The organism is Vibrio sp. 1078-1 (genome assembly GCF_033340475.1).
On record NZ_JAWOWM010000001.1, the window covers coordinates 613,339 to 638,609 of the forward strand.

A 25,271-nucleotide genomic window follows, 5' to 3' on the forward strand; every position below is an offset into this window, starting at 1 on the left:
GTTATCACCGCGCTCCGGTTAGTTTTCCTTTCTTACTTCTTACTTCTTACTTCTTACTGTCTCTATGGCGTATTTTTGTTCAAGCCCATGATGAGAGTGCAATAAAGTTTGTTGTTGAGCTTGTCATAGAATTGACTGTCTCTGACTGTCCTCTGTTATTTGGGCAAGTTCTATAACCTAAACTTTGCTCGCTTCCTATACTGAATTAACGAAGCAAGATTTTTATAACAACAAGAGGAAGCTTGTATGACAAGAACAACCTCATTTGCACTCGTTTTATTACTTATGTGCGCATACTTTGGTTACAACCGTTATTATGTATACCCCCAGCAGTTGGAAACACAGGCGAAGTCCATGCTAATACAAATGGCAAATCGCGAAGAGTGGGTAGATGTGTTTGAGATGATGAATCGCGTAGACGCGCATAAGGGCCATTTGGAACTTGTTGCTGACGTGACATCCTCTGATGGTCAGCGTGCGTACAGTGAAGGTATTATCACGTACACGGATCGCGAAGGCGTTGTCTGTAAACAGGTAGTGTTCAACTTTAAAATAAACTCTTTGAAAAACTACAATATTTCCGATTTACGAGATTGTTCCTACGGTGAGTACTATTAATATTGTCTGAGAGTTGAGCTCGATAGCACAGTGTATGAATACACAAACAAAAAATAGCCCTTCGTTGGGGCTATTTTTGTTTTTAAGGAATGAACGCAATATCGTGGGATTAGTCGAGTGATTTTTTGAAGCGAAATGAAGCGACAATAAGGCCGATAACAGTGAATCCAAGTAACCAGACTGTATCTCGCCATAGCTCCATTAAATCTGCACCACGCAACACCACACCACGAATAATGCGCATAAAGTGAGTGGCAGGCAGGGCTTCTGAGATCCATTGTGCCGCGACGGGCATTCCTTCATAAGGGAACATAAATCCGGACAGAAGAATCGATGGCAAAAGAATAAACACCGTCATCTGCATGGCCTGAAGCTGTGTCGTCGCAATGGTGGATATCACCAAACCTAAGGTTAAACTCGCGGCGATAAACAGCAGCGTGCCAAACAGTATCTGACTAATGGCGCCGTTTATTGGCACGCCAAATATCCAGTGCCCCAATCCTAAAATGATAAACACCTGAATCAGACCAACAAAGATATACGGAATGATCTTCGCCACCATGAGTTCGATGGAGTGAATTGGCGTAGTAATCAGTAACTCTAAATTGCCGCGTTCTCGTTCTCGAACAATGGCTGCACTGGTGAACAAGATCATCGTCATGGTCAGAATCACGCCCAATAAACCAGGGACAATGTTCACCGCCGAGCGCCGACTCGGGTTGTAATACAGCGCAACTTCAAAGGTTTTGGTTGGGGCAGGGCGTATCTCAAAATCAAAATCCGTTAACGGCATGGTTTGTAGCGAGAGAATCGCAGAGCTGATCATGGTGTCTGAACCATCCACAATCCACTGTCCAAGCTCTCGACCTTGCACCATACGTTGGGTTAGGTCGCTAGGTAGAATTAAAGCCGCTCGCACCAAACCGTCTTGAATGGCTTGCTCGGCTTCTGAAGCGGTAGCAAAGGTTTCAACCACATCGACCACTTGCGTTACTTTAACGGACTCGGTAATCACGCGCCCGGCGGTACTGCCACTTTGATCAACGACACCAACGGGGATGTTACGAATATCCGTATTAATAGCGAAGCCGAACAGCAGAAGCTGAATTAGCGGGATCATCACGACCATGCCAAAGGTAATGCGGTCACGTGAAAGCTGACGGATCTCTTTGATCATCACCGCTTTCATACGGGCAATAGATTTCATCATTGGCGGCCTTCCCCCGTCACGCTGACAAACACATCTTCTAAGCTCGGGCGAGCAATGTTCATCTCGCAGCCCTCAAGCTCTGGAAAGGTTTGGGTTAACCATTCGATCGGTTGTTCGATGTGCTGGTGGATTAAAATGCGCAAGCGAATGCCGAGCTGTGCGGCTGAGCGTACCTCTTCGCGCTGAATGACTTTCTCTTTAAGCTCGCGTAAGTTATCCGCTTTGACTTCGACGATGTTAACGCCCATTTGCGCCATGAGCTCTTCTGGCTCACCATCGGCGCGGATTTCCCCGGCTTCCATAATGGCCAGACGATGACAGCGCTCTGCTTCGTCCATGTAGTGCGTTGTGACCAAAATTGTGGTGCCTTGGTCAGAGAGATCAAACAACTGCTCCCAGAAATCGCGTCGGTTCTCTGGGTCAACCGCAGATGTGGGTTCATCGAGAAACAACAGTTCTGGTTTGTGCATGGTGGCTGCGGCGAGAGACAAGCGTTGTTTCTGCCCGCCACTCATTCCGCCGACGCGCTGTTTACGTAGTTGGTCGAGACCGTAGGTGGATAGTTGTTCTTCGATGCGAGCTTTCAGAGCCTTGGTTTCCATACCAAAGATTTGTCCAATAAACTCAAGATTCTCTTGAACCGTCAGGTCATCATATAGGGAGAACTTTTGTGTCATGTAGCCAATCTTGAGGCGCAGAAGCTCAGATTGTTTTGGGATCTCTAGCCCAAGCACGTCCACGTTGCCCTCACTTGGGCTAAGCAAGCCCGTCAGCACACGAATGGTTGTCGATTTACCGCAGCCGTTAGGACCAAGAAAACCATAAATACTGCCTTTGGGCACATTAAGCGTGATGTTGTTGATGGCGGTGAAGTCACCAAACTTCTTCACTACATTTTCAGCTTGAATAGCGTATTCGGTCATTGGCTTACTCCACCAAATCCACTTGCGCTGGTATACCTGAAGGCAAGGATTGTGCTGAGTCTTGAAGGTCGACTTCTGCAAGGTACATCAAACGCGAGCGTTCTTCCTCGGTAAGCGCGAAATAAGGCGTAAATGAAGGTTCAGTCGCAACCCAACGAACGGTGCCGCTATATGGTTGCTCAACGCCATCTACATGCACGTTAACCGTTTTACCCGGCACAAAATCGACTCGGTAGTTGGCTGGAACATAAACGCGAGCGTATGGGACGCGGCTTGCTTGTATTACAGCAACCACGCCATTGACAGGGACGCGTTCGCCAAGGTTAAACGGTAGGTTATCTAACAAGCCATCTCGCGTGGCCGTGATGGTGAGTTCTGCCAGTTTCTGTTCTTGCAGTGCCACATCGGCTTTTGCTGCCATGAGTGCGGCTTTCGCTTGTTCAATATCTTCAGGGCGAGAGCCAGCGGTCAGTTTGCTGAACTCTTCTTGTGAGGAGTCTAGCTCTGCACGGGCAGAATCTCTGGCTGCTAAAGCGGTGTCTTTCTCTGATTGGCTGATGAGTTTTTTGCGAACTAACTCCGCTTTACGTTGGTAGTTCTTTTGCGCTTCAACCAATTGAGCTTCCGCTCTGGCAACACGTGCTTGCGCTGCGGCAATGTCTTCTGGTCGCTCACCATTAGTCAATTTCAAAAGATAGGCGTCAGCCTTGGCTTGTTCGGCTACGGCGTGAGCTAAAACGGCTTCTTGGTTCTTTGTATCGAGCTGAACCAGCACTTCTCCTTCGGTGACTTGGCTGCCTTCCTTGATGGGTAGGGCACGAATTATCTCGCTAGAGGTGGCAGTAAAAGTTACGCGGTCACGTTCTAGTGTGCCAAGGGCTTGCTGTCCGTCATCTTTGGAACAAGCAGTTAAAAGAGTCAGGGCTAGGGTGCCAAGAATGATTCGCTTCATCATGCGACGCTTCCTCTAAGAAGGTGAGCTCGAACTCGTATCAAGCTATAGAAGAGTATGGGACTGCATTCAGTGTAACGTGAGTCAGTTTTGTCCGGCTAGGAAGTTAATTCCTTCAATATTCATCAATTGATTAATTATTGAAACTGGCTTTATCCTGCTGAAGCCGTGCTTTACTTGGCTCTTTTAAGTTGATTACATGAATATCATTTAAACAAAAATCTGGCCTTTCATGTAGAGCACGCCGTCGCCAGATACTCTTACTTGTTCGCCAGTAACTTCACAGTGCAAAATACCTCCGCGCTGAGAAGCTTGGTAAGCGACCAGTGACGTCTTGCCTAATTCTTCTGTCCAGAACGGTGCTAATCCAGCGTGAATCGAGCCAGTTACGGGGTCTTCGTCACCACCATTTGCAGGCCAAAAGTAACGAGATACAAAGTCTTGTTGATCGCCTTTCGCGGTAATGACCACATCGTAAGGAGCGAGTGTCTTGAGGTGCTCTGAACGGTATTGAACCTCAAGTACCTCCTGCTGGTTGCCGACCACCACGAAATACGCTTGAGGGCTAAGCAGTACGCGTTCCACATCGCAACTTAGGCCTTCAATCAATGCCGAGGGAATATCAGAAACGGCTTTTGGAGGACGAGCAGGGAACGTCATCTCGATCTTACCTTGCGCATTCTTCTCTACGGTGAGGGTTCCTACTTCCAGAGTATGAAATTCAATCGTGCCATTAATGCCAAGCTCATCAAACAGCACTAACGACGAGGCCAGTGTGGCGTGTCCACAAAAGTCGATTTCAGTTATAGGAGAGAACCAACGAATCTCATATCGGTTTGCGCCAATGGATTTTAGAAAAGCCGTTTCCGACAAGTTGTTTTCTGTCGCGATATTTTGCATCAATTCTGGGGCTAGCCATTCCTCTAACGGTACCACCGCTGCTGAGTTGCCTTTGAATTGCGTATCGGTGAAGGCGTCCACCACGTAGATATCCAATTCCATTTTCCTTCCTTATTCCGTGAGCGATTAATTAGCATAAACCAAGTGCAATTAAGAGAGTAAGAAGTTTGTGTTAGAATCTTAAAGTGTCAAAATTATAGATTATTTTGTGGTTTTTGATACTTACTGACAAGGGTTCGGACTGCTGGGTATTTAGACTAGTGTTGAATTCATTGAAAGGAAGAAAAACATGAAAGCGATATACAAGTCAGTTTTGGTATTGAGTGTTTTTGCGGTCGGTTCTACCCATGCATTTGAACTCGTGAGTAGAGATATTCAAGAAGGCCACCCGATGGCGAAGACATTTGAATACTCTGGTTGGGGATGTGATGGCGGGAATCAATCACCACAATTGATGTGGAAAGAAGCTCCAAAGGGCACAAAAAGTTTTGCGATCACCGTGTATGACCCCGATGCACCAACAGGCAGTGGTTTTTGGCATTGGATAGCGTTTAATATTCCATCCACCGTTAGCGAGCTGCCTCGAGGCATTGATATGAACAAGTTAGGCGGCAAAGAATCTCGTATTGACTACGGCACAACGGGGTTCGGCGGCGCGTGTCCTCCAAAGAATGATGGGATGCATCGTTACCAGTTTACGGTGTGGGCATTGCCAACTGAAGAACTGAATTTGGATGAAAACACGCCACCAGCCATTGTAGGGTTTACTTTGAATAGTGTTGCTTTGGGTAAAGCGACATTAACCACGACTTACACGCGATAATTGAATATAAGGGGAGAGAATGGGTCACCAATATCAGGTTACGCTGTTTCGTGCGGAGCAGCAGCAGAAGCTTCGTAATGTCAGGGTTCACTCCCCAAGCCTTATTCAGATTGTTAAGGGGAGTAAACATCTTTTCTGGAAAGACGAAGTACTCGACATCCATCATCCAAATATCATGCTTTGTGAAGCAAATGCATCCCTAAATTTTGAAAATCTTCCTCTACAAGGGCGATTTCTTTCTCGAATGTTCAGTTTTCACTGTGTGCCTAGCGATGAAATGTTGGAGCTAAGCATGAGCAACGCATTAGGAAACTATGTACCCGTTGTTGAGATAGATAAAGCATTGCAAGCGACGTTAAATGCTTTGTTTTCGTTTGAGCGGGAAAGCTTAAGTGAAGCGACACAACGCTATTGGATTATGGGTCTATATCAGCAGCTAGCTGAGAGAGGGTTATTGCATCGGTTGTTCTCGAGTTCACATATCTCTTTTAGTCAGAAACTTAGTCGTTACTTATCGCGCTCTCCAGGGGAGGAGCATCCATTAGACATGGTCGCGGGGCACTTTGCTATGAGCCGAGCAACATTGATACGCAAACTGAAACAAGAAGGTACCCAGTATCGTGAAGTATTGGCAGAAGTGCGCCTAAATCACGCACTTTACTTGATGCAAAATGGCTCGTATAACGTTGCGCTGCTAGCACAGTTGTGTGGTTATCAGTCAGAGGGGCGTTTTAGCCAACGCTTTAAAAGTAAGTTCGGCCTAACGCCCAGCGAGTATATTAAAACGGTAGTGAGTTAATGTTTTACCGCTTTTGTATTTTTTGTGCTTTTTAGGTTAGCCATAATATTTGGCCTTCATTCGCAATGCTACATTCACCAAAGCAATCAACACAGGCACTTCGATCAGTGGACCAATGACACCAGCAAAAGCTTGGTCTGAGTTTAGGCCAAACACCGCGATAGAAACCGCAATTGCCAATTCAAAGTTGTTGCCTGTTGCCGTGAAAGCAATCGACGCGTTTTTGTCGTAGTCAATGCCCATTTTCTTACCAACGAAGAAGCTGACAAAGAACATCAACACAAAGTAGATAGCCAGTGGAATTGCTACACGGAATACATCCATTGGCAGTTCAAGAATCATTTCACCTTTCAAGCTGAACATCAGCACGATGGTCGCAAGCAGGGCGATAAGCGTAATTGGTGAAATGCGTGGGATGAATACGTCGTTGTACCATTGTTCACCTTTCGCAGCGACCAGCCATTTGCGGCTTAGGAAGCCCGCTAGGAATGGGATACCAAGGTAAATAAGAACGCTTTCCGCGATGTCCATCATCGAGATATCAACTACGAAACCTTCGTAACCAAAGACTGGTGGCAACACAGTGATAAACAACCATGCCATCACACTGTAAGTTACGATTTGGAAAGCGCTGTTTAATGCAACTAGGGCTGCGCCGTATTCTTTGTTACCACCACCGATATCGTTCCATACCAATACCATGGCAATACAACGAGCAAGACCGATCAGAATGATACCAACCATGTAACCCGGATGATCACCTAGGAAAGTCAATGCAAGGATGAACATTAAAATAGGGCCGACAATCCAGTTCATGACTAAAGACAGCGTGATCGCTTTTTTATCTTTCGTCACTGTACCTAGCAGGTTGTAGTTCACCTTTGCTAGCGGCGGGTACATCATCAAAATCAAACCAATCGCGAGCGGTACGTTCGTGCTGCCGACTGACATTGACTCATTCCACTCAGCAACTTGAGGGAATGCTGCGCCAATACCTACACCGATTGCCATTGCCACAAAAATCCACACCGTTAGGTAACGGTCCAAGAAGCTCATTTTGTCGCTTGCACTATTTAAAACTTGAGTAGTCATAGTGTTCTCTTATCCGTTTATCGTCGAAAGGCGATAGTTAAAGGTATAGTTTATCTCTGCACGCCTGACCAGCGTGCAAAGGGAATTAATCAAATAACTTGGAAAAGCCTAGATTGAACTGATCAAACGCGTCGCGTTGAATGCGGTAACACACCTTAGGTGGGTTTGGCTCGGCGCTGATAAAGCCTGCTTGCTTGAGAATACGCAAGTGCTCGGAAACAGTAGATTGCGCAAGACCCAGTTCAGAAACCAAATCACTGTTCAAACAACCGCCCATGGTATCGAGCGTGTGCAGGATATGCAGAATGCGCAAACGTGCTGGATGCGACAAAGCTTTTGCTTGCGCTGCGAGAGTTTGTTCTTTCTCGAGCTGTTGTTGTGTTGTCTGAAAAACAACTTCGCACGTGTCCTTGCACTTATCACTCATTCGCTGGCCTTAATAGTTAATCGTCGAATTGCGATAAAGTGTACGCCTGCTCTGTGGAAGATGCAACAACTCGATGAAAAAATTAATCGTAAAATAACGATGAATAAAAAATTGAAAAAATATATGTTTTAAAAACAGTGATATAATAAAAAATTAAGTAGGTTACTAAAAGTTAACTAATTGCACTATATTTCTAGGTTACCATAATAAACCACATCCGACGCACAATGGTTACTGCGTCATCTTGTGAACTTATTTAAAGGTAATCCCATGAGCAACGTACTGATCATCAATGCACACGAACCATCACCATATTCAGAAGGTCGTCTAAATGCTTCTCTTGTCGACAAAGCACAGACGTTTCTGCAAGCAAAAGGCCATGAGGTTCGCGTTGTGACAATGCAAGATGAGATCAACGTAGATGAGCAACTCGCACACTTTGAGTGGGCTGATCGCGTGATCATCCAAAGCCCAATCAACTGGATGTCTGTGCCTTGGTCATTCAAAAAATACATGGACGACGTGTTTACTGCGGGTATGGGCGGCGCACTATGTGCATTCGATGGCCGTAGCGCAGAAGAACCAAAGAAAAACTATGGTACAGGCGGCACTCAAACCAACAGCAAATACATGCTGTCACTGACATTCAACGCGCCAGAAGAATCGTTTGATGATGAGAACGAATACCTATTCCAAGGTAAAGGCGTGGACGATTTGATGTTCCACATGCACGCTAACTTCCGCTTCTTTGGTATGTCAGCATTACCTACATTCGCTTGTTATGATGTGATGAAGAACGCAGATATCGAAAACGATTTTGTTCGTTTCGAAGCTCACATTAACGAAAACTTCTAATCCTTTTAGAAAGATAGTGCGAACTGAATGATGAATTGAGATGGACTGCTGTACGCGGTCCATTTTTATTTGTTTGCGGCGAGGTGACGTTTTTATTACTCTAAAGCACTAAATGTATCTAGCTTACTTTTCGTTACCTAGATTAGGTGCGTATCTTGAGGTGTATTGTGGAAAGCAGAATCAGTGTAGATAGCAAAGGTCGTAAGTCAGTGGCGAACGTATGTGCGGAGCCATGTGCTATCGAGAAAGGGATGCGTTTAATTGGTGGTAAATGGAAAGGTTCTCTGATTTATCATTTGAAAGACGGCCCAGTTCGTTTCAATGACTTAGCACGCATGCTAGGCGGTGCAAGTAAAAAGATGATCGACCAACGTCTTAAAGAGCTAGAAGCGGAAGGTATGGTGGTGCGTAAAGTGATCAGCGACCGCCCAATTGCAGTCAGCTATGAACTAACAGAGTTCGGCCGTACCGCACTTAAGATTCTTGATGATTTGCGAATTTGGTCTGAAAAGCATCAAATTGAGCTTCGTTAAGACCAAAGTAGTTAATCGCAAACGTCACTCTCTTTTGAAAGCTGATTAACAATACATCGCCGTTTATACCCAAGTAACTTAGATGTGCTTCATTCAAATCGTAATTTGTTTCGTAAAACAACGTACTCTTTCGAGTCAGGCATATCGAAGCTACTTGAGCATAATCGTACTTTTTAAGTTTTTGATTTTTAGTTATTATTTTATCATACTTAATAAGTTGTAGAATAAATCACTCACTTCAGTTGAATTTAAAAAAGCACTATTTAATTCCAGTTTCTTTTCAAAATCGGAATATTTATCGAATTCCTCTTTCTCAACTAAACCTATTGGTGAGTTGTCGTTAACGTGGCTTTCATATTTTTTGATGGTATATAATTTAGACCTTTCGTCAAAATATTGAATTATCTTAATGTTAACGTCAGGTCTCTCCGTATTATACGTGATCGTAATTTTTTCATAATCTTTATTAATCGGAGTCGTAAGCCCTGTAGGGTAGATGATTTTAAACCTATTAATGTCATTCTTCTTCGTGCTTTTATAATGTTTTGAGTATGAAAAGTTTTCAATTGCACTTTTAGTGACGATAATTGACTCACCTTTCTTTAAACCGTATTCGGTACATTCATAATCGTCGACAACCGTAGAATTTCTTTTCTTTTCAATCAGGTAGGACATAGTTGCAGATGTCCCTCCGTGTTCCAGTTTTTGTTGGTTTACAGAACAATAGAAATGACCTTTGTCCACCGTCATTGCGTTGACTTGTTCCGGATTTGAAATGGTGGGATGTATATCTTTTGCTGGATCGTTGTCGCTTCCTCCTGAACCGCATCCAACTAATCCGATACAAACGGCCATATAAAGTAAAGAGATTTTATTCATACTGTATTTCTCAATTAAGATGTGTGATTGCAAATAACGATTAATTACATTTTTATAAAGTGAAATGTTTTTTATTTTAATTGAACGGTGTTTTATTGGTAATTTAATCGTTTGCTTTTATTTTGTCTCTTACGGTATCTATGTTTTCATTTATGGTATGAATTATTAGATTTGCACAATTTTGAGTTGCAATAGGATAATAATCGCTAGCCAACTACTTGTGTAGGTACCGTTATGATTTATATATCCGTTAAGTCTAAGTTTTTAGTTTTAATTTCATGTATTTATCGTGAAAGTGACTTAGAAGTAAATAACTAACGTTGTTTGAGGGGAGCCTGGGCTTCACTGATCTTGTTTTTCATCAAGGCGTTGTATAATGAACAAGGACTCTATTTCCAACTTGTTGATACATATCAGATCTCACGGATCTGATATGTATTCCAAGTTATTCTCACTAAGGCAAGAATCCTAGCTTATTTAAGGATAGAAAGTTTACTTGGGTGTAGAAGATATTAGTAATCCAATGTGCCACGGATAGGGTAGTTATTGTTTGGATCGCGAATCCATGCCAATCCGCGTGATAGCGCGCCAAGCTCAGGGCGAACAAACGGGTTGTTTGAAATATCCACCACGTGTAAGTCGCCGTGTTCATTCACCACAAACAGACCTGGTTCTGCGAAATTATGATCGGTTTCCTGTTCAGATCGAGGAATAGATACATACAAGCCTAGCGTTTTCATTTGTTCTTCGGTCAGGCCGTAAGCGATAGGGAAGCTGATTTCGAGTTTCTCTAGATGCCCCTCTAGTTGTGCTTTTGAATCGCCAGAAACGGCAAGAATATCGACGCCAGCATCAGCGAAAGCCTGTTTGTAACTCTCAAGCTCGTTGAGGTACTTAGTACAAAGAGGGCAGTGTTTACCACGATAAACGAATACTGCTTGCCAAGTCGCATCACCTTGCGGCTGACCCAACGTTACGTTTGAACCATCTAGCAAAGTGGCTTGAAGATGAGGGAAGCTGTCGCCCGCTTTAAGTTTCACTGAAGTTGCCATATTGACTCCCGAATTGATGGTGTATATCCATGAATGCCCCTTTCTCAACAAAGCGATTGGGGGATGAGACTTCAATGTAGACTCTGTTTTGCGGTGTTTCAACTAGTTAACTTTTAGTAACCTGCAATAAGGTATTAGAGTGCAAAAGATGAAAAAGCAGAACTTAAGATACAACGAAGTGGGGGTGTAGTATCAGGAGCTAAGTTCTGCTTGAGGTTAGGCTATGACCACTGGAACATATCGTTAAGATAAACCAGAGTCATCACTTCTATTTTATTACTCGATTGAGCTAGGCGTTGCTGAAAAAAGTACGCCATCATTGGCTTCTTCATTTTTTCCTCCTTTAGCTGACGAGTAAATTATGTGTATAAAAGGGGATATAAAAAAGAGAGTGCTTTTGTTGGCTTTTTTCCTAATAACGTAAATATATGGGGCTTTAAAGCCGAATTTGGAGGTTAATTGTGGAAAAGGGGAACAGATAATTAGGAAGTTTTCTTATTTTATTACCGCCAACTTAAGTAAACTATTCCTATCCACAAACTTCACAGATCTAAGGTTGATTCAGTGTCTGATCTCAATTTGTTTCGCTATTACCAACGATTACTCTCGTTTAGCGTTGGTGATGAAACAAAAACCACGTTACAGGACATTGCCGACATCATGTTCACTTCTTCTCGGCATGCTCGTAGCCTGCTAACGCAGATGCAGCAGAAGGCGTGGTTGAGCTGGCACCCGAAAGCTGGGCGGAACCAACGATCGACTCTTATTCTGAATATGGAGTTAGACGTTTTAAAAGAGAGCTTGGCTCTTGAACGTATCAAGTTAGGCAAGTATGAAAAAGCACTGGCGATATTAGATGAAGACGAAATGGCATTTGGCCGTTTGTTAAAAACAACGTCTGGTGCTTCTGTGCAAGAAGGACAGCTCAATATTCAATTAACCTATAAGCGAATGTTTGAGCGCGTCGTTCCACATCAACTTCAGCGTAGCAGCGAACGTTTCTTATTAAGGCAAATCTATTGTTGCTTAGTTTCGAGTGATCACAATGGGAAAGTGCAACCAGAACTCGCACATCACTGGCGTTATGACGAAGACACCTACGAATGGACTTTCTACCTTCGTCCAGGTCTGACTTTTCATAATGGTAATTCCATTGATGCAGAAACAGTGGTTAGCTTGTTTGCAAAGTTGAGTTCACTACAGTATTACGAAAAAGAGTTGGCACATGTTGCTAACATTACTGCGCCAACGCCATTGAAAGTTGTTTTTAAGCTTAATCGAGCTGACTTGGGCTTTGCTGGACTTATTTCTGGAGTGAAATACGGCATTCAACCAGTAAGCCAAGTTAACGTAGCGAATAACAAGCTGGTGGTCGGAAGTGGCCCATTCTCTGTTGTCGAGCACAATGAAAGTCGTTTAAAACTGCAAGCATTTAATGGTTACTATGCATGTAGAGTTCTAACGGATTTGGTGACTATCTGGATTGTTAATGACGAGCAAATGGAGAACCCGTCATTGGCAGCAAATACGTTGCAAAGGGATGCTTCGCCCGAGGAGGATTTGTGTGGACACTATATGTCGACGCAAAACCGAGAAAACTCATCGGCGAGCAAGCGTAGTCGAATAGAAGATGGTTGCTTATTCGCCTTATTTAATCAGCACGCTAAGCACAAACTCTCTTTAGCGCAGCGCCGTTATATTAGTGAGCTAATTCAACCTGAGCACTTGGCCGAAGTGATGCGCCGCGAGAATATTGTATTTGGGAGTATACCCGCTTATAACCTGCTACCAGGTTGGAAGCCAGTGCTCCGTCCGTTTAGTGAGCCGCTTAAGTTACCTAAACACATTACGATAGCAGGATATAACTATACCGCGTTGCGTCGCTGTGCGCGGGCTATTTCTAATCGTTTGGCGAGTGTTGGCAGTAAAGTAGAAATTGTTATGTATTCCTATCGTGAGCTGAACGAGAAAGCTAAGAATGGTGAGCTAAATGAGACGATGGTCGTGACGAACATAAACCTAGATGATAATCGTCATGCCTCAGCGTTCACGAACTTCTTCAGCAACGCTGTGCTATTCCACACTTTGGGAGAAAAGAACGCACAATGGTTGGATGAACAACTACAGAGAGTCAGATCTTTCGTTCCACTTGAGGACTACCTTAATGCATTGGAGCCAATTGCATCGACGTTGATCAGCGAATACTGGATTGCACCCATGTTCCACCATACACAAACTTTGCGTTTCCAAGGTGTTTTAGAAGACGTCGCTCTTACTAACTGGGGTTGGCCAGATATTCGCTCGGTGTGGTCAGCGGATTAACTACTTTAGTTATTGAGCAAAGTGCTGCTTCACAAATTCAATGAAGGCTCTGGTTTTCGCCGATTGATAGATAAGTTGTGGGTACACCAAGTAAACCGCGTTGTGCTGGTGGTCGGTTTCTTCCGATAGAACCTGCACTAGACGGCAGTGCTCAACGTCTTGTTCGACAAAGTAACTTGCTAACCGAGCAATGCCATTGCCAGACAGGGCTGATTCTTTGAGTAAGCGGTTTTCATTGCTTGAAAGCCAACCTTGGGTTTGAACTGTTCCCGTTTTTAACGGCCACTCTTTTTGATGCAATGTGGTTAAGCATTGATGCTCTTGTAAATCATCTAATGTCTCCGGCGTACCTTCTTCTTGCAGATACTGAGGAGAGGCAACCAGCCAGTGGTGGTAGTCCAAAAGGTGATGAGCAATCATATTCTCTGGCGGCGTTCTTGTCGCTCGAAACGCAAAATCAACGCTGGTTTCTGTCAGATTAAACGCTTGATAGCTAGAAAGGATCTCGAACTCTACGTTTGGATGTAAAGCGCGAAACGCTACGCACAAATCATGCAGCACCGCTTCAGCAAACATCTTGGGAGCGGTAAGACGAATCAGACCGTCTATTTGTTCAGATCGCTGACTTAAACTCTTTTCCATTTCCATTACGCGGCGTTTGAGATCTTCCGCTTGTGCAAAGATCGATTCACCTTCTGCCGTCAATCTCACGCTGCGTGTGGTTCGAACAATCAAAGGCGTTGCGAGTTCCGATTCCAAGCGCTTGATTTGTTCCGACAGGTAACTTTTAGAAATGCCAAGTTGCTCCGCTGCCCTAGAAAAGTTAAGTGTTTGAGCCACTTCAGCAAACAGCATCAGTTTTTCGATTCTCTTATAATCTGCCATCTTGATTGCTCGTCTTTATTGTTCGCTTTAATTGTTCGGTAGCGAGGATAATGAATTCGATTTTACGGTATTAAACTAATTTTTACGAACGGTAAGATGGTTAGAGTTAACTTAAGAAATTGAAGATGCAGAAATCGGAAAAGTGAGAATAACGATGAACAATCCAACACTACCGCTCGCCAAAACCTTACCTAACGTTAGCCGCTTGGTCTTCGGCTGTATGGGACTTGGAGGGGAGTGGAATCGCAACCCATTAACCGCCCAAGATGAAAACCAAGCTTATGCCGCTGTCGAGGCTGCATTAGAGGTTGGCATCAATCTCTTTGATCATGCGGATATCTACAAATTCGGTAAGGCAGAAGAAGTGTTTGGGTGCATCTTAGCCAATGACTCAACCTTACGAGCGCGAATTTATCTGCAATCCAAGTGCGGCATCCGTCTAGGAGATGAGCAAGGTGTTAAGCAGTATGACTTCTCTGCCAAATGGGTGACGGCTTCTGTTGAGGGCATTCTTGAGCGCCTTGGCGTGGAAAACCTTGATGTTTTGATGCTGCATCGTCCTGATCCTCTGGTTGAATTTGAAGAACTGGGCACAGCGCTCCAAGCACTGAAACAAGCTGGCAAAGTTAACCACTTCGGTGTTTCTAACATGAACAGTGCTCAAATTGATCTTCTTCAACAAGCAACGGGCGAAATTGTTGTGGCGAACCAGTTGGAAATGAGTCTGGCTAAGTCTGACTTCATCAAGCAAGGTATGGGGCTTCCTTCGTCCGCATCTGACTACGTTGCGGGAACACTGGAACATGCCCGTAGGCACAATATCCAACTGCAAGCGTGGGGCAGTATGGCGCAAGGAAGATTCTCAGAGCGTGGCTTACATTCTGATGATCACAACACCAGACAGACGGCGGAGATGGTAATGGCGCTAGCAGCTGAATATGGCGTGTCGTCTGAGGCGATTGTTTTAGCCTTCCTGACGCGTCATCCAAACCAAATTCAGCCTGTTATTGGTACTGCAAACCCACAGCGTATTCGCGCTTGTGCTCAAGTAGAGAACGTCACGCTATCACGTAGCCATTGGTATGGCTTGTTCGAGAAAACCCTTGGTCATGAGATCCCGTAGGAGAGAAAAATGAAATACGTACAAGTTCAAACTCTGATTCAAACGGCATTGGAAATTGCGACTGCTCGCAAGCAGAACATTGCGGTTGCCGTGGTTGATACACATGGAGAATTGCTCGGTTTTGCCCGAATGGATGATGTGAGTGTGCAAGCAGGTTTGTTGGCACATAACAAAGCTTACACCTCGGCTAGAGACTGTCAGCCTAGCGGCAATCTGGGTGCTTGGGCTCGTGAGACGGGTAAGCAGTTGAGTTATTGGACTGACCCGAAGATCACAGGCTTTATGGGTGGTGTACCTGTAGAACAAGAGGGGAAAGTCGTCGGTGCAATTGGTATCAGTGGTTTGGCTGAGCAAGATGATGAAGCACTTGCGATGGAAGTATTAAACGCGCGTTGAGTATAATGTTTATCAGTAGGTGTGATGCTTTGTCCAGCTTTGTACTCACTGTAGGGACTCAAGTTCACAGGCTTCGTCGAGTCACAATGCTATCTAATAGCCTGAAGTAAGCAGAAGTTGAAATCGCGAACTATGATTAATTTATTTGAAAGCTTTGAGGCCTAAATATGTTTCATAAGGTATTCGTTTCGCTATTTTTTGTTCTCCTCTCAGGCTGTGGTACGAGTGACAGCGCGTTAAAAGAGAGCGGTTATGATGAAGCTTATATCCAAGGCTTTCATGACGGTCGGCATAGTGGTATGCAAGAGGCAGGGAATGATTTTGAACACTATATTAAGGACGAAACAAGGTATCAAACCGACTCAGATTATCGGCAAGGCTGGGATGCTGGTGAGGTAGAGGGTAACAAGTTACAAAAGCAGGCAACCGCGATAGGACAAGGCATGATTGATAATTCATATGAAGAACGTGATGTCTTTGATCCTGATAAAGTGGCGAAAGATGCAATAAAAGGCGTTGATACATCGGAATTGAAAAGCCTAGAGTAACGGACTGATATAAAGAATAAAACTCGTCATTTGACGAGTTTTATTTTTGTCTAAACGATTCATGTTTCAACGCTCAACAGGGCATTCATCGTTTGGGTATGAGCAATGTCGTTAATCACCTTTCTTGTTCTTTTGTTCAAGGACTAACGATAATAGGCGAACGAGCAGGGACTGAGCTTCCGGTGAGAGCAATCTCGCCACGGCCGTTAGGTCATTTGCTGTGACATGCTGAACATCACGTACATCTAAAGCAATATCTAGGTCAGTCAAATGAAGCGAACGCAATATGGCACGATATTGTGAGAGTTTAAGATCGGACTCTCCGCGCTCGATCCTTTGATATGTTTTTACGCTCATTCCAGCGATGTTTGCCATTTGCTCACGGGAGAGGCCATTCGATTTTCGTCTTGCGATCAGTGCTTGAATTATAGGGTCTACCTGCATGTGCTCTCCTGAAAGGACAGTTTTGACCTAAACGTAGCAAGAAGTGGACCAGTTTAACCACCACATATTTACCTGCTTTGCAATCAGTATAAAAATAACTGTCTTATAAAAACGTAAATATTTTAGTCAGTTATTAACTCAATGGAAAAGTATCAATCATACAAATCAATAGAAACGAAAGCTTCTATTCGCAAAATGCAACGCATTTTAGATCATTTATTTAGTGAAATTGATCAGCAACATCGTGAGACTAAAGAGAATGTTGTGACACTGATTCAACAGTCACAACAGCGATTGATGAACTACAAAGAGCTTTACCTTCACAAAGAATCGATAAGTGAAGTAGAGCTGCGGATCGCGCATGAAAATATGAGTGAGACTGAGAAGCAGGTCGCCGATATGGGTATTCCAGTGTTAACTTATATCATTGGCGCGCTAGATAAAGCGTATTAACACAGTCGTAAAGTCGGGCGATACAAGATTTACGCAATTTCGATCAATTGATGACATCTAAAAGAAAGGATGCAAATGCTGGGGAACCACACCCAGCATTCGGACACTCATTTACCTATATTTTCGAACCGTAAATCAGTGTTTAGAGGTATGTGAACCGAACAGTGTCGGTACGCAGCGAATAATAGCGATATTGTCCGATCTAGGCTACGTCCTTGGAATCTAACACCTTCACTTAAACTGTAAATTAATCTGTACACCCAGCCAAATTGAGCCATTGAGCACGTTCTTCCTTCTCTTTAAGCGATAAAAGACTAATTAGTGACGAAAAAAACAACACATCTTAGGTAAAAGATAAGAGTTGTTAAAATATATCGCTATAAGATTGACCTTTTGCTTTTCAATCGTCCTGCTTATGCCTTACAATCTTTTCGAACCAAATCCATTCATAACGAATGGGGTTGATGAATTAAGATGAACAATTTTGCTTCGAACCCAAAGTTGCGCACATTTCATCAACGATGACATCGCCAAAAACGACTCTCAAGTGTTCATGTGCAAATGATTAACCACCTTTTGTTGCGTGTTTTCTTAGCCATACAGGGCTCTTGTAACATAGTGCTCTTGTAACCAAATTTTGACTAAGTCGGAGCGTTTTGTTGTGTGCTTTAGATAAAGCACAACTGGCGAGAAATTAACGGATTGAATTTAGAGGTATTAACCGTGAACCTAAAACTTGTCGGCAGCTCCCTGATCGTTGCAGGTACTGCTCTTGGCGCTGGTATGCTTGCTATACCAATGGTGCTTGCTCAATTTGGCCTCCTTTGGGGCACTCTTCTTATGTTGTTCATCTGGGCTGGAACGACTTATGCTGCGCTGCTCCTTCTTGAAGCCAGTTGCAAAGTAGGTGGTGGTGTGAGCATGAATGCAATTGCTCGCGAAACGCTTGGTAAAGGAGGCCAGTTGGTAACCAACAGCTTGCTTTACGCCCTGTTAGTTTGTCTATTAATGGCTTACATCATTGGTGCGGGTGATCTGGTACAAAAAGTAACAGCCTCAATTGGGCTTCCAACATCTACGATCTCAAGCCAAGTCGGTTTTACTCTTTTAGTTGGTATCATTGTTTCGGCAGGTACAGGGGTAGTAGATAAGCTGAATCGCGGTTTGTTCCTAGGCATGATCGTAGCGCTGATCCTGACACTTTTTGCGCTTGCACCAAGCGTCTCGTTTGAAGGACTTGATGAGGTTGTGAGCGACGATAAAATGGCACTTATCAAAACCAGTTCGGTGCTTTTCACCAGTTTCGGTTTTATGGTCGTGATCCCATCGCTTGTAACTTACAACAAAGAAGCGAGTAAAACACAGCTGCGTAATATGATTATCGTGGGCTCAACTATTCCGCTTGTTTGTTACCTATTATGGTTGTTAGCGGTTGTCGGCAATCTACCACCTCATGAGCTTGTTCAATACTCCAACGTAACAGAGTTGATCTCGGTACTAGGTCAGCAATACGAGGGCTTAGAGTTCATCCTATCCATGTTTACTGGTTTGGCACTGCTAACGTCGTTCTTAGGTGTTGCAATGGCGCTATATGATCAAAATGCAGACCTACTGAAAGCAAGTAAGCCAGTGATTTTTGTTACTACTTTTGTGCTACCACTATTAGGTGCTGTATTTGCGCCAGAACACTTCCTAGCTATTCTCAGCTACGCGGGGATTATTCTTGTGTTTCTCGCGGTCTTTGTCCCATTATCAATGACCATGAAAGTGCGCCGAGTGCCGGTAGAAGATGACAATATTTATGAAGCTGGTGGCGGCGCAATGGGAATGAGCATGATCTTCCTATTCGGCTGTTTCTTGCTGTTTGCCCAAGCAGTATAAAATCACGCTAGCTTATTTAAAAACTGAGCCGCTCGTAGTCAAACGGGCGGCTTTTTTGTATTCATAGCCGAACCCAGGCCACTCGAAGTCATCAGCATTTGTGATGTTTGACGTTTCTCTGATAATCACGGTTAGCGCTGACTTTTTAGTAAAACTCCTTAGCGAAAGGCTGACATGTACAGTGATTCACCCTTCTATTATATCGATGTTGATATGAATAAGAGGCTCTGTTGTGTCAAAGCAATTATCTTTTGCCATGGTTGGCGTTATGTTGTCTTTAGGTGTGTTGAGTACAGAAGCGGTGGCTGACCCGAAGCATAAGCATGGACATCGGTACGATCACCATCATGCTCATCACCACCATCATAAACACAAGCGCAAGCACAAGCATAAACACAAACATCGTGACGTTATTTATGTGGAGACCAGACGACCAAGGCGCAGTTACTATTACCATGACCGAATTCCTCGGAATAGTACCTACATAAAGATTGGAGATTTCACTTATCTAAAAGTGGACGACCGTTATTATCGCCGTTCTAATGATCGCTATATCCATGTCGAGTTCAATTAAACTTGAAAGGGCACATAGTCGGCGTTCTTGTAATGTTGAGCTTAATAGCAACAACATGGCACATGTAACATCGACCAATACTAGGGTTGAGGGTTAAAAACAAAAACAGCGAGCCGGTGCTCGCTGTTTTTGCTTAGATGAGTGTTAGACAGTAAATCTATTTAAGATTTGATCTTGTTTATGTACATCTTCTTGTTGCGCCTGCATCGCGTCGTTGGTTCGATTTGCCGATTCGGCGACTTGAGTCGATAGGTCTTTAATATTCACCGTATTGTTGTTGATCTCTTCAGCGACAAGGCTTTGCTCTTCCGCTGCTGAGGCAATTTGCAAGTTCATATCGGAAATACGCTGAATCGCGTCACGAATGCGTTGTAACGCACTATTTGCTAAACCCGCTTTTTCAACGGCCTCTATAGCACTACCTTTGCTTTGATGCATGGCATTTGCCACAGATGAAGCGCCAGATTGTAGTTGCTCAATCATAGTACGAATCTCTGTTGTCGACTCTTGAGTACGTTGTGCCAGTGTACGTACTTCATCTGCAACAACGGCGAAGCCTCGGCCAGATTCTCCCGCACGTGCAGCCTCGATTGCGGCATTCAACGCGAGTAAGTTTGTTTGGTCCGCAATATCGTTGATGACTTTTAGAATCGTTTCGATATTGGCGGTAGCAGATTCCAACACTTGTACTTCTTCGACTGCAAGGTCAATGCTATCGGAAAGCATGTTTATCGTTTGTGTCGATTCACCAACGATAGAAGACCCCTCAACCGTTGCTTGGTCGGCTTCTTTAGCTGCACTTGCCGCACCTTGCGCATTATTAGCAACCTCTGTCGCGGTGACAGACATCTCATGCATCGCGGTAGCAAGTTGTTCTAGCTCTTGCAGCTGAGTGTGAATTGCGCCTGCCGAGTCTTTTGCGCCCTCAGCGGTGATTTGAGTTCCGTTTAAAATTTGATCAGAAATACGTTTCGACTCAATGATTTGCTGTTGTAAGTTCTCCATGAACGTATTGAAGTTTGTGGCAAGCTCAGAAAACTCTTGGTCAGTATCTGTTTCGAGGCGTTGTGTAAGGTCGCCTTTCCCTGATGCTACATCTTTAATCGCATTGTTTAGCGTGTCCAAAGGACGCATGAGAGTGCGAATCAACAGAGTTAGGGCGATAATAGATGCAATCACGGCAATGATTGAATAAATAATAGCGTTGTTACGAAGCTCTCCTACGGCAGAATAGGCAACAGCTTCATCGATCACCGAACCTACGTACCAGTTCTCGCCAGGAATGTGAGTCAGGTTAACCATGTAGCGGTTGCCATCAATCTCAACATGTTGTGCTGATTGCGTAAGTTCGATTTGCGGGAGGTAGCTACCGACTTTCTCGCCGTTATACTTACTTTGAGGGTGAGCAATGGTTGTGCCATCAGCGGTGATCAGAAATAAGTAACCAGCATCAAACAGATTCACTTGGTTGACCAGATCAGAAAGGGTAGTTAATTCGAGGTCATAAAACATACCGGCTAAAAACTGGCCATTTTCTTTTACTGGCGTACCAACAGAGATGATAACGTTTTTCGAAGACGCATCGACGTACGGATCGGTTACGACCAAATCGCCTTTGCTCTTAGCTGCAATAAACCAAGGACGCTGACGTGGGTCGTAGTCTGGACCCGCATCCCAGCCGTCGTCATTTTCAATCACAAAGCCATTACTTTCATAACCAAAACCGATGGCAAGGAAGCTGCTTTTTGGCGTCGGTCTTTCAAGTATGTTTTGAACATAGCTATGTGAACTGGGATCAAGCTCAATCACTTCAGTAATGGAGCGAGCGAGATCCTTCTTTGCATTCATTTCTGATTGCACAGTGTTACCAACACTGGTCAATATCTCGTTTACACTTGAGTCGATTTGCTCCTGAGTTTGGGAGCGGATGGTCATAACTTGTTGTGTCGACAATAACGACACGGTAATTAGCAGCAAAAATGAAGAGGCTGTGACAACCTTATGTCTGAATTTCATGAGCTTTCCTCTGATTCTCCCGGTTGGTTCCACTTTGCTTTCGCCTCTTTTAAACCGAGCGAATTGGGCGTAAAGAGAAACCTATTGTGTTTGGTTATATTTTTATCGACATCTTTGTCAAAAACATGAACTCATTTGTCGTCTTTTTTAACTAAATTTAAACAAACCGACAATTTACGTTAAAACTTGTGAGTGTGATCATGTTTGCGAGCTCAATTAATGAAATCGTCATAATGAAAAGAATTGCTTAACAAACAGTGGCATTAACTGGCTTTACAGGTGAGGTGATGAAAATTTTGTTGGTGCTGACAGGTGTTTTGTTGAAGTTTTGTCTTTGTAAATTATGAGCTTTTTACTAAAAGCCTAATGTGGACGGAGTTTTAGGTATAAAAAAGGCCCCGACGATGCGGAGCCTTTGTTAATTGACGTCTCGATTTTAGAAAATAAGATGAGCAACGCCAGCAATCACAGGTAACGTGATTAACGTACGTAAAATGAAAATTACGAAGAGCTCTACAATGTTTACTGGAATTTTGCTGCCTAACAGTAGGGCACCTACTTCCGACATGTAGATAAGCTGAGTTACTGACATTGCTGCAATAACAAAACGTGTCATTTCGTTATCGATTGAGGCCGCTAAAATTGCTGGAATAAACATATCCGCAAAGCCAACAACGATTGTCTGTGATGCTGCAACAGCTTCAGGGACTTGCAGTAGCTCTAGGTATGGGATAAACGGTTGACCCAGAATTGCAAATACAGGTGTGTATTCTGCAATCACCAATGCAACGGTACCAAGACCCATCACTACAGGTAATACGCCAAATACCATGTCGACTGCGTTGTGTACGCCTTCTTTAAATACAGACTGAACCGATGTGACTTGACCAGCACGCTTAAGAGCTAGATCCATACCCCAAGAGAATGTGGTGTGGCCTTCTGGCACTGCATCTGCGTCTTTATCAGGGTTGCTGCCGTCAATGTAGCGATCTTTCTTCAGACTAAGCGGAGGCAGGCGAGGAATGACAATCGCAGCTACGATACCAGCTAGACAGATAGCGCCGTAGAAAGGCAAAAATAAGTGCTCTAGTTTTACCTGAGCGATAACAACTAAGCTAAACGTGATCGATACTGCTGAGAAAGTGGTCCCGACAACAGCCGCTTCACGCTGAGTATAGAACTTATTTTCGTATTGCTTGCTGGTTAGCAAGATACCAACACTTCCGTCGCCTAACCAAGATGCCATACAGTCAATTGCACTGCGGCCAGGTAGGTTGAATACCGGACGCATTATTTTACTGAGTAACGCACCAAATAGCTCCAGAAGACCGAAGTTCAAAAGAAGCGGAAGCAGTAAACCCGCGAAAATGAAAACGGCAAACAGAGTAGGTAGGAGACCAGTAAGAACAAGCCCGCCAGTGTTCTCTTCCCAAATTGCTTTTGGACCCACTTGGAAAAACGTCATTAACACGGCAGCGCCGCCGATTAAACGAACAACGAGCCAAAGTGGAGATGGGTTGAAGAGACCGTTTAAAAAACCATTACGTAAAATTGCAGCTGGCTTAAAAATTTTGCAAAGAACAGAAGCAACGGCCATGAAAGCGATGATACTGGTGACGATAGCAATCAAGGTATCGCCTAACACCGCTGGGATGACTTTTGCCATCACTGCAACGGGAATGGTTAGGCCGCCATCGTAAGAGATCGGAGCCATAAAGAGTAGAAGACCAATTAGGGAAGGGATGAAAAACATCCAAAAGTTGCCCTTAGGAGCTTCAGTAGCATTAGTGGTGTTATGCATAGTTGTCTCGTGTTACTACTAGTCAATACTTGCCATTTCCATGACATAAATATTCACTAAACATCCGTATTTAATCACAGTTTTGCGGAGGGTACCCGCAAACTGCATCCATTGCAATACTATTCATTAAATACATCTAGTTATTCAGCCGATTTGTCGGGTAATTGGTCAAATAACGTCTAAGTGTATGCGAATATGTTGCGTGTGTTAGAAAATTGTAGCACGAGAGGCGAATTGCGCAGTGAATTATGGGGCGCATTGTGACTGGAATAATAAAATGGTAAACAAATGTGATTTTGATCTGACTAACTTCTTAGCCAGAAATTCAGTTAGCCTTATCTATTCTAAGGTTTTTAGCAGTGTCAAAATGCCGTTCAGCGTTTCTTGTACCGTTGCAGTGTGAACCTATTGAGCCAAATCCGATTGAAGTATGTCGCTTCAATCGGATCGAAATTTTATGCTTTTTGTTGACGGCTAAGTATGTATAGGTAACTCCAGTAAATCAGAGCTGTAGAAAAAGCCAATATTGCTGGGAAAACCAGCGTATATAAACCATATACCGTAAATAGAGCCGCTCCCGCGACGCCGCCAAACAAAAAGCCAAAGAAAATGAATAGGAATAATTTTGCTTTACGTCGGTCAAATTGACGACCTCTCAAGCTCTCTCCAATCATAATCCCTAGATCGGTGATGATTCCGGTCATATGTGTGGTTCTGACTACTGCGCCGCTAAACGTGGTGATCATTGCGTTTTGTAATCCACATGCTGCTGATGCTAGATATTGGCCGTACAAATCCCCTTGCACCAAAAAGCCCAAGCTGAGTAAGAGCAAGCTTCCTTCTATGCACAGTGCAACACCATATCTTCGTCCTAGCTTTAACGCACTGCTTTCAATAAAAAAGCCGCTAAAGGCAGCGCCAATCAAAAAGCTAAATACGATGAAGAGCAGGTGAATGGAGCTATCCACACCTGTTAGCAAGCTGTTCCCTAGCTGAGTTACGGTTCCCGAAAGATGAGTTATCGCTTGGTGTTGAAAGCCGAGAAGACCAACGGCGTTGACGCAGCCCGCGAGAAGAGCTAGTAGAAACGCGCCATATTCCACCCAACGAGGAAGTCTGGAAATCACAATAAACCCCCACCAAATATTAGGAGCCGATTATAACGCTCACACCGAGTTACGAAACCCTTTACAGTAAAACTCGATTGATCATTCTCAAAAAAATCTCACTTATAGGGTGTTTGTCCGAGCCAAAGTAAATATGTGAACGTGGATTGCCCGCTAGCAGATGTGTTCCGTTGTGCATTCGAAACTCACCCACCCGTGTTTCATTTGTTCATAGACTGAAACGGTAGGTTGGTGGAACTCTTTATCGGTAAATAGACCGACGGGAATGATCATGATTTCTGGGTATGCAGCAACGAACAACCTCATTGTCGTGCCGCAGGATGGACAAAAGTCATACTGAACCTCACTGCCATCATCGCCAATTCGGGTATAGCTAGTGACTTCACCGTTTAAAGTGACGTGCTCTTTTTCAAAGCGAGCTTGTACCCCAAAAACACTGCCAGTTCGTTTTTGGCATTCGAAGCAATGGCAGACAGACGTGTGGGTGGGCTCTCCCTTACAACGGATCTCAACTAAACCGCAGGCGCACTCGCATGTATGAATGGTTTTTGTCATCGTGATTACCTATTTGTCCCAATACACCAATAGACCTAGAGCACAGAGCTTGTGTCACTAGCTCGTTATGAGCTCTGGACTTG

General features: G+C 44.0%; 26 protein-coding genes. 12 read left to right on the forward strand and 14 right to left on the reverse strand.

Translation table 11 applies throughout. From position 1 onward, the window contains the following. The first annotated feature begins 246 nt into the window (after positions 1-246). Positions 247-618 carry a hypothetical protein gene (locus tag R7190_RS02705; RefSeq protein ID WP_005375433.1) on the forward strand — a complete coding sequence of 124 codons (372 nt, stop codon included), beginning with the start codon at positions 247-249 and terminating at the stop codon, positions 616-618. A gap of 109 nt (positions 619-727) precedes the next feature. On the opposite strand, the gene R7190_RS02710 is transcribed toward R7190_RS02705, so the two are convergent. From R7190_RS02710 to R7190_RS02725, 4 genes are all read right to left on the reverse strand, one after another. Next, positions 728-1,825 (reverse strand): ABC transporter permease, encoded by a 1,098-nt coding sequence (locus tag R7190_RS02710; protein ID WP_017635233.1) that lies wholly within the window; start codon positions 1,823-1,825, stop codon positions 728-730. Continuing rightward, positions 1,825-2,751, reverse strand: coding sequence for an ABC transporter ATP-binding protein (locus R7190_RS02715; protein WP_047101669.1), 927 nt, complete (start codon positions 2,749-2,751; stop codon positions 1,825-1,827). The genes R7190_RS02710 and R7190_RS02715 overlap by 1 nt, the downstream gene beginning before the upstream one ends. A 4-nt stretch (positions 2,752-2,755) precedes the next feature. Further along, positions 2,756-3,706, reverse strand: a complete 951-nt coding sequence (locus R7190_RS02720; protein WP_005385136.1) for an HlyD family secretion protein — start codon at positions 3,704-3,706, stop codon at positions 2,756-2,758. A gap of 207 nt (positions 3,707-3,913) precedes the next feature. Beyond that, on the reverse strand, positions 3,914-4,705 hold the full coding sequence (locus tag R7190_RS02725; RefSeq protein ID WP_186585177.1) for a PhzF family phenazine biosynthesis protein: 792 nt from the start codon (positions 4,703-4,705) through the stop codon (positions 3,914-3,916). Positions 4,706-4,892: 187 nt separating this feature from the next. Between R7190_RS02725 and R7190_RS02730 the strand changes: the two genes are divergently transcribed. Both R7190_RS02730 and R7190_RS02735 read left to right on the forward strand, forming a co-directional pair. Beyond that, the gene (locus tag R7190_RS02730) at positions 4,893-5,426 is read left to right on the forward strand and encodes a YbhB/YbcL family Raf kinase inhibitor-like protein (protein WP_047101665.1); all 534 of its coding nucleotides are present in this window, start codon (positions 4,893-4,895) and stop codon (positions 5,424-5,426) included. 19 nt (positions 5,427-5,445) lie between these two features. Further along, positions 5,446-6,225, forward strand: coding sequence for a helix-turn-helix domain-containing protein (locus R7190_RS02735; protein WP_170890025.1), 780 nt, complete (start codon positions 5,446-5,448; stop codon positions 6,223-6,225). A 36-nt stretch (positions 6,226-6,261) separates the two neighbouring features. Here the strand turns inward: R7190_RS02735 and arsB are convergent, their stop codons facing one another. Together arsB and R7190_RS02745 are read right to left on the reverse strand one after the other, a co-directional pair. Further along, complete coding sequence (arsB, locus tag R7190_RS02740; protein ID WP_005385145.1) at positions 6,262-7,317, reverse strand: ACR3 family arsenite efflux transporter; 1,056 nt, start codon at positions 7,315-7,317, stop codon at positions 6,262-6,264. A gap of 85 nt (positions 7,318-7,402) precedes the next feature. Beyond that, entirely contained in the window at positions 7,403-7,744 is a 342-nt protein-coding gene (locus tag R7190_RS02745; RefSeq protein WP_005375451.1) for an ArsR/SmtB family transcription factor, read from the reverse strand. A gap of 270 nt (positions 7,745-8,014) precedes the next feature. Here R7190_RS02745 and R7190_RS02750 point away from each other — a divergent pair, with 270 nt between their 5' ends. Both R7190_RS02750 and R7190_RS02755 read left to right on the forward strand, forming a co-directional pair. After that, positions 8,015-8,599, forward strand: coding sequence for an NAD(P)H-dependent oxidoreductase (locus R7190_RS02750; RefSeq protein WP_054578681.1), 585 nt, complete (start codon positions 8,015-8,017; stop codon positions 8,597-8,599). Between the two features lie 167 nt (positions 8,600-8,766). Further along, positions 8,767-9,132, forward strand: coding sequence for a winged helix-turn-helix transcriptional regulator (locus tag R7190_RS02755; RefSeq protein ID WP_005375456.1), 366 nt, complete (start codon positions 8,767-8,769; stop codon positions 9,130-9,132). A 195-nt stretch (positions 9,133-9,327) separates the two neighbouring features. On the opposite strand, the gene R7190_RS02760 is transcribed toward R7190_RS02755, so the two are convergent. Next, positions 9,328-10,011: a hypothetical protein gene (locus tag R7190_RS02760; protein WP_054578682.1), complete on the reverse strand. Its 684-nt coding sequence runs from the start codon at positions 10,009-10,011 to the stop codon at positions 9,328-9,330. A gap of 512 nt (positions 10,012-10,523) precedes the next feature. After that, positions 10,524-11,063 (reverse strand): redoxin domain-containing protein, encoded by a 540-nt coding sequence (locus R7190_RS02765; protein WP_054578683.1) that lies wholly within the window; start codon positions 11,061-11,063, stop codon positions 10,524-10,526. A 564-nt stretch (positions 11,064-11,627) separates the two neighbouring features. Here R7190_RS02765 and R7190_RS02770 point away from each other — a divergent pair. Next, positions 11,628-13,385 carry an SgrR family transcriptional regulator gene (locus tag R7190_RS02770; RefSeq protein ID WP_186585179.1) on the forward strand — a complete coding sequence of 586 codons (1,758 nt, stop codon included), beginning with the start codon at positions 11,628-11,630 and terminating at the stop codon, positions 13,383-13,385. A gap of 9 nt (positions 13,386-13,394) precedes the next feature. On the opposite strand, the gene R7190_RS02775 is transcribed toward R7190_RS02770, so the two are convergent. Continuing rightward, entirely contained in the window at positions 13,395-14,270 is an 876-nt protein-coding gene (locus tag R7190_RS02775) for a LysR family transcriptional regulator (protein WP_186585181.1), read from the reverse strand. 154 nt (positions 14,271-14,424) lie between these two features. Between R7190_RS02775 and R7190_RS02780 the strand changes: the two genes are divergently transcribed. The 3 genes from R7190_RS02780 (at position 14,425) to R7190_RS02790 (ending at position 16,337) form a co-directional block, all read left to right on the forward strand. After that, positions 14,425-15,393, forward strand: coding sequence for an aldo/keto reductase family oxidoreductase (locus R7190_RS02780; RefSeq protein ID WP_186585183.1), 969 nt, complete (start codon positions 14,425-14,427; stop codon positions 15,391-15,393). 9 nt (positions 15,394-15,402) lie between these two features. Continuing rightward, complete coding sequence (locus R7190_RS02785; protein ID WP_186585185.1) at positions 15,403-15,789, forward strand: GlcG/HbpS family heme-binding protein; 387 nt, start codon at positions 15,403-15,405, stop codon at positions 15,787-15,789. 167 nt (positions 15,790-15,956) lie between these two features. After that, positions 15,957-16,337 (forward strand): hypothetical protein, encoded by a 381-nt coding sequence (locus R7190_RS02790; protein WP_005375467.1) that lies wholly within the window; start codon positions 15,957-15,959, stop codon positions 16,335-16,337. Between the two features lie 111 nt (positions 16,338-16,448). Here R7190_RS02790 and R7190_RS02795 read toward each other — a convergent pair whose 3' ends face one another. Then, the gene (locus R7190_RS02795; protein ID WP_031780945.1) at positions 16,449-16,781 is read right to left on the reverse strand and encodes a helix-turn-helix transcriptional regulator; all 333 of its coding nucleotides are present in this window, start codon (positions 16,779-16,781) and stop codon (positions 16,449-16,451) included. A 141-nt stretch (positions 16,782-16,922) separates the two neighbouring features. On the opposite strand from R7190_RS02795, the gene R7190_RS02800 reads away from it, so the two are divergent. From R7190_RS02800 to R7190_RS02810, 3 genes are all read left to right on the forward strand, one after another. Next, entirely contained in the window at positions 16,923-17,234 is a 312-nt protein-coding gene (locus R7190_RS02800) for a hypothetical protein (RefSeq protein ID WP_054577105.1), read from the forward strand. A gap of 723 nt (positions 17,235-17,957) precedes the next feature. After that, on the forward strand, positions 17,958-19,115 hold the full coding sequence (locus R7190_RS02805) for an amino acid permease (RefSeq protein ID WP_005375474.1): 1,158 nt from the start codon (positions 17,958-17,960) through the stop codon (positions 19,113-19,115). Positions 19,116-19,347: 232 nt separating this feature from the next. Then, positions 19,348-19,689, forward strand: coding sequence for a hypothetical protein (locus tag R7190_RS02810; RefSeq protein ID WP_080276968.1), 342 nt, complete (start codon positions 19,348-19,350; stop codon positions 19,687-19,689). Positions 19,690-19,833: 144 nt separating this feature from the next. On the opposite strand, the gene R7190_RS02815 is transcribed toward R7190_RS02810, so the two are convergent. The 4 genes from R7190_RS02815 to R7190_RS02830 form a co-directional block, all read right to left on the reverse strand. After that, complete coding sequence (locus R7190_RS02815; protein WP_025768473.1) at positions 19,834-21,705, reverse strand: methyl-accepting chemotaxis protein; 1,872 nt, start codon at positions 21,703-21,705, stop codon at positions 19,834-19,836. A gap of 436 nt (positions 21,706-22,141) precedes the next feature. Then, on the reverse strand, positions 22,142-23,506 hold the full coding sequence (locus R7190_RS02820; protein WP_005385171.1) for a YjiH family protein: 1,365 nt from the start codon (positions 23,504-23,506) through the stop codon (positions 22,142-22,144). 455 nt (positions 23,507-23,961) lie between these two features. Next, entirely contained in the window at positions 23,962-24,633 is a 672-nt protein-coding gene (locus R7190_RS02825; protein WP_005375484.1) for a YoaK family protein, read from the reverse strand. A 153-nt stretch (positions 24,634-24,786) separates the two neighbouring features. Then, a complete protein-coding gene (locus R7190_RS02830) occupies positions 24,787-25,188 on the reverse strand; it encodes a GFA family protein (protein ID WP_025768472.1) in 402 nt (133 codons plus the stop codon). Between the last annotated feature and the right edge of the window lie 83 nt (positions 25,189-25,271).

Bases quoted from the DNA above. Each gene is read 5' to 3' on its own strand.
- R7190_RS02765 (WP_054578683.1), bottom strand. From the start codon at position 11,063: ATGGCAACTTCAGTGAAACTTAAAGCGGGCGACAGCTTCCCTCATCTT.
- R7190_RS02780 (WP_186585183.1), top strand. From the start codon at position 14,425: ATGAACAATCCAACACTACCGCTCGCCAAAACCTTACCTAACGTTAGC.
- R7190_RS02730 (WP_047101665.1), top strand. From the start codon at position 4,893: ATGAAAGCGATATACAAGTCAGTTTTGGTATTGAGTGTTTTTGCGGTC.
- R7190_RS02785 (WP_186585185.1), top strand. From the start codon at position 15,403: ATGAAATACGTACAAGTTCAAACTCTGATTCAAACGGCATTGGAAATT.
- R7190_RS02760 (WP_054578682.1), bottom strand. From the start codon at position 10,011: ATGAATAAAATCTCTTTACTTTATATGGCCGTTTGTATCGGATTAGTT.
- R7190_RS02775 (WP_186585181.1), bottom strand. From the start codon at position 14,270: ATGGCAGATTATAAGAGAATCGAAAAACTGATGCTGTTTGCTGAAGTG.
- R7190_RS02720 (WP_005385136.1), bottom strand. From the start codon at position 3,706: ATGATGAAGCGAATCATTCTTGGCACCCTAGCCCTGACTCTTTTAACT.
- R7190_RS02815 (WP_025768473.1), bottom strand. From the start codon at position 21,705: ATGAAATTCAGACATAAGGTTGTCACAGCCTCTTCATTTTTGCTGCTA.
- R7190_RS02750 (WP_054578681.1), top strand. From the start codon at position 8,015: ATGAGCAACGTACTGATCATCAATGCACACGAACCATCACCATATTCA.
- R7190_RS02830 (WP_025768472.1), bottom strand. From the start codon at position 25,188: ATGACAAAAACCATTCATACATGCGAGTGCGCCTGCGGTTTAGTTGAG.
- R7190_RS02735 (WP_170890025.1), top strand. From the start codon at position 5,446: ATGGGTCACCAATATCAGGTTACGCTGTTTCGTGCGGAGCAGCAGCAG.
- R7190_RS02790 (WP_005375467.1), top strand. From the start codon at position 15,957: ATGTTTCATAAGGTATTCGTTTCGCTATTTTTTGTTCTCCTCTCAGGC.
- R7190_RS02725 (WP_186585177.1), bottom strand. From the start codon at position 4,705: ATGGAATTGGATATCTACGTGGTGGACGCCTTCACCGATACGCAATTC.
- R7190_RS02705 (WP_005375433.1), top strand. From the start codon at position 247: ATGACAAGAACAACCTCATTTGCACTCGTTTTATTACTTATGTGCGCA.
- R7190_RS02715 (WP_047101669.1), bottom strand. From the start codon at position 2,751: ATGACCGAATACGCTATTCAAGCTGAAAATGTAGTGAAGAAGTTTGGT.
- arsB (WP_005385145.1), bottom strand. From the start codon at position 7,317: ATGACTACTCAAGTTTTAAATAGTGCAAGCGACAAAATGAGCTTCTTG.
- R7190_RS02795 (WP_031780945.1), bottom strand. From the start codon at position 16,781: ATGCAGGTAGACCCTATAATTCAAGCACTGATCGCAAGACGAAAATCG.
- R7190_RS02820 (WP_005385171.1), bottom strand. From the start codon at position 23,506: ATGCATAACACCACTAATGCTACTGAAGCTCCTAAGGGCAACTTTTGG.
- R7190_RS02745 (WP_005375451.1), bottom strand. From the start codon at position 7,744: ATGAGTGATAAGTGCAAGGACACGTGCGAAGTTGTTTTTCAGACAACA.
- R7190_RS02800 (WP_054577105.1), top strand. From the start codon at position 16,923: ATGGAAAAGTATCAATCATACAAATCAATAGAAACGAAAGCTTCTATT.
- R7190_RS02710 (WP_017635233.1), bottom strand. From the start codon at position 1,825: ATGAAATCTATTGCCCGTATGAAAGCGGTGATGATCAAAGAGATCCGT.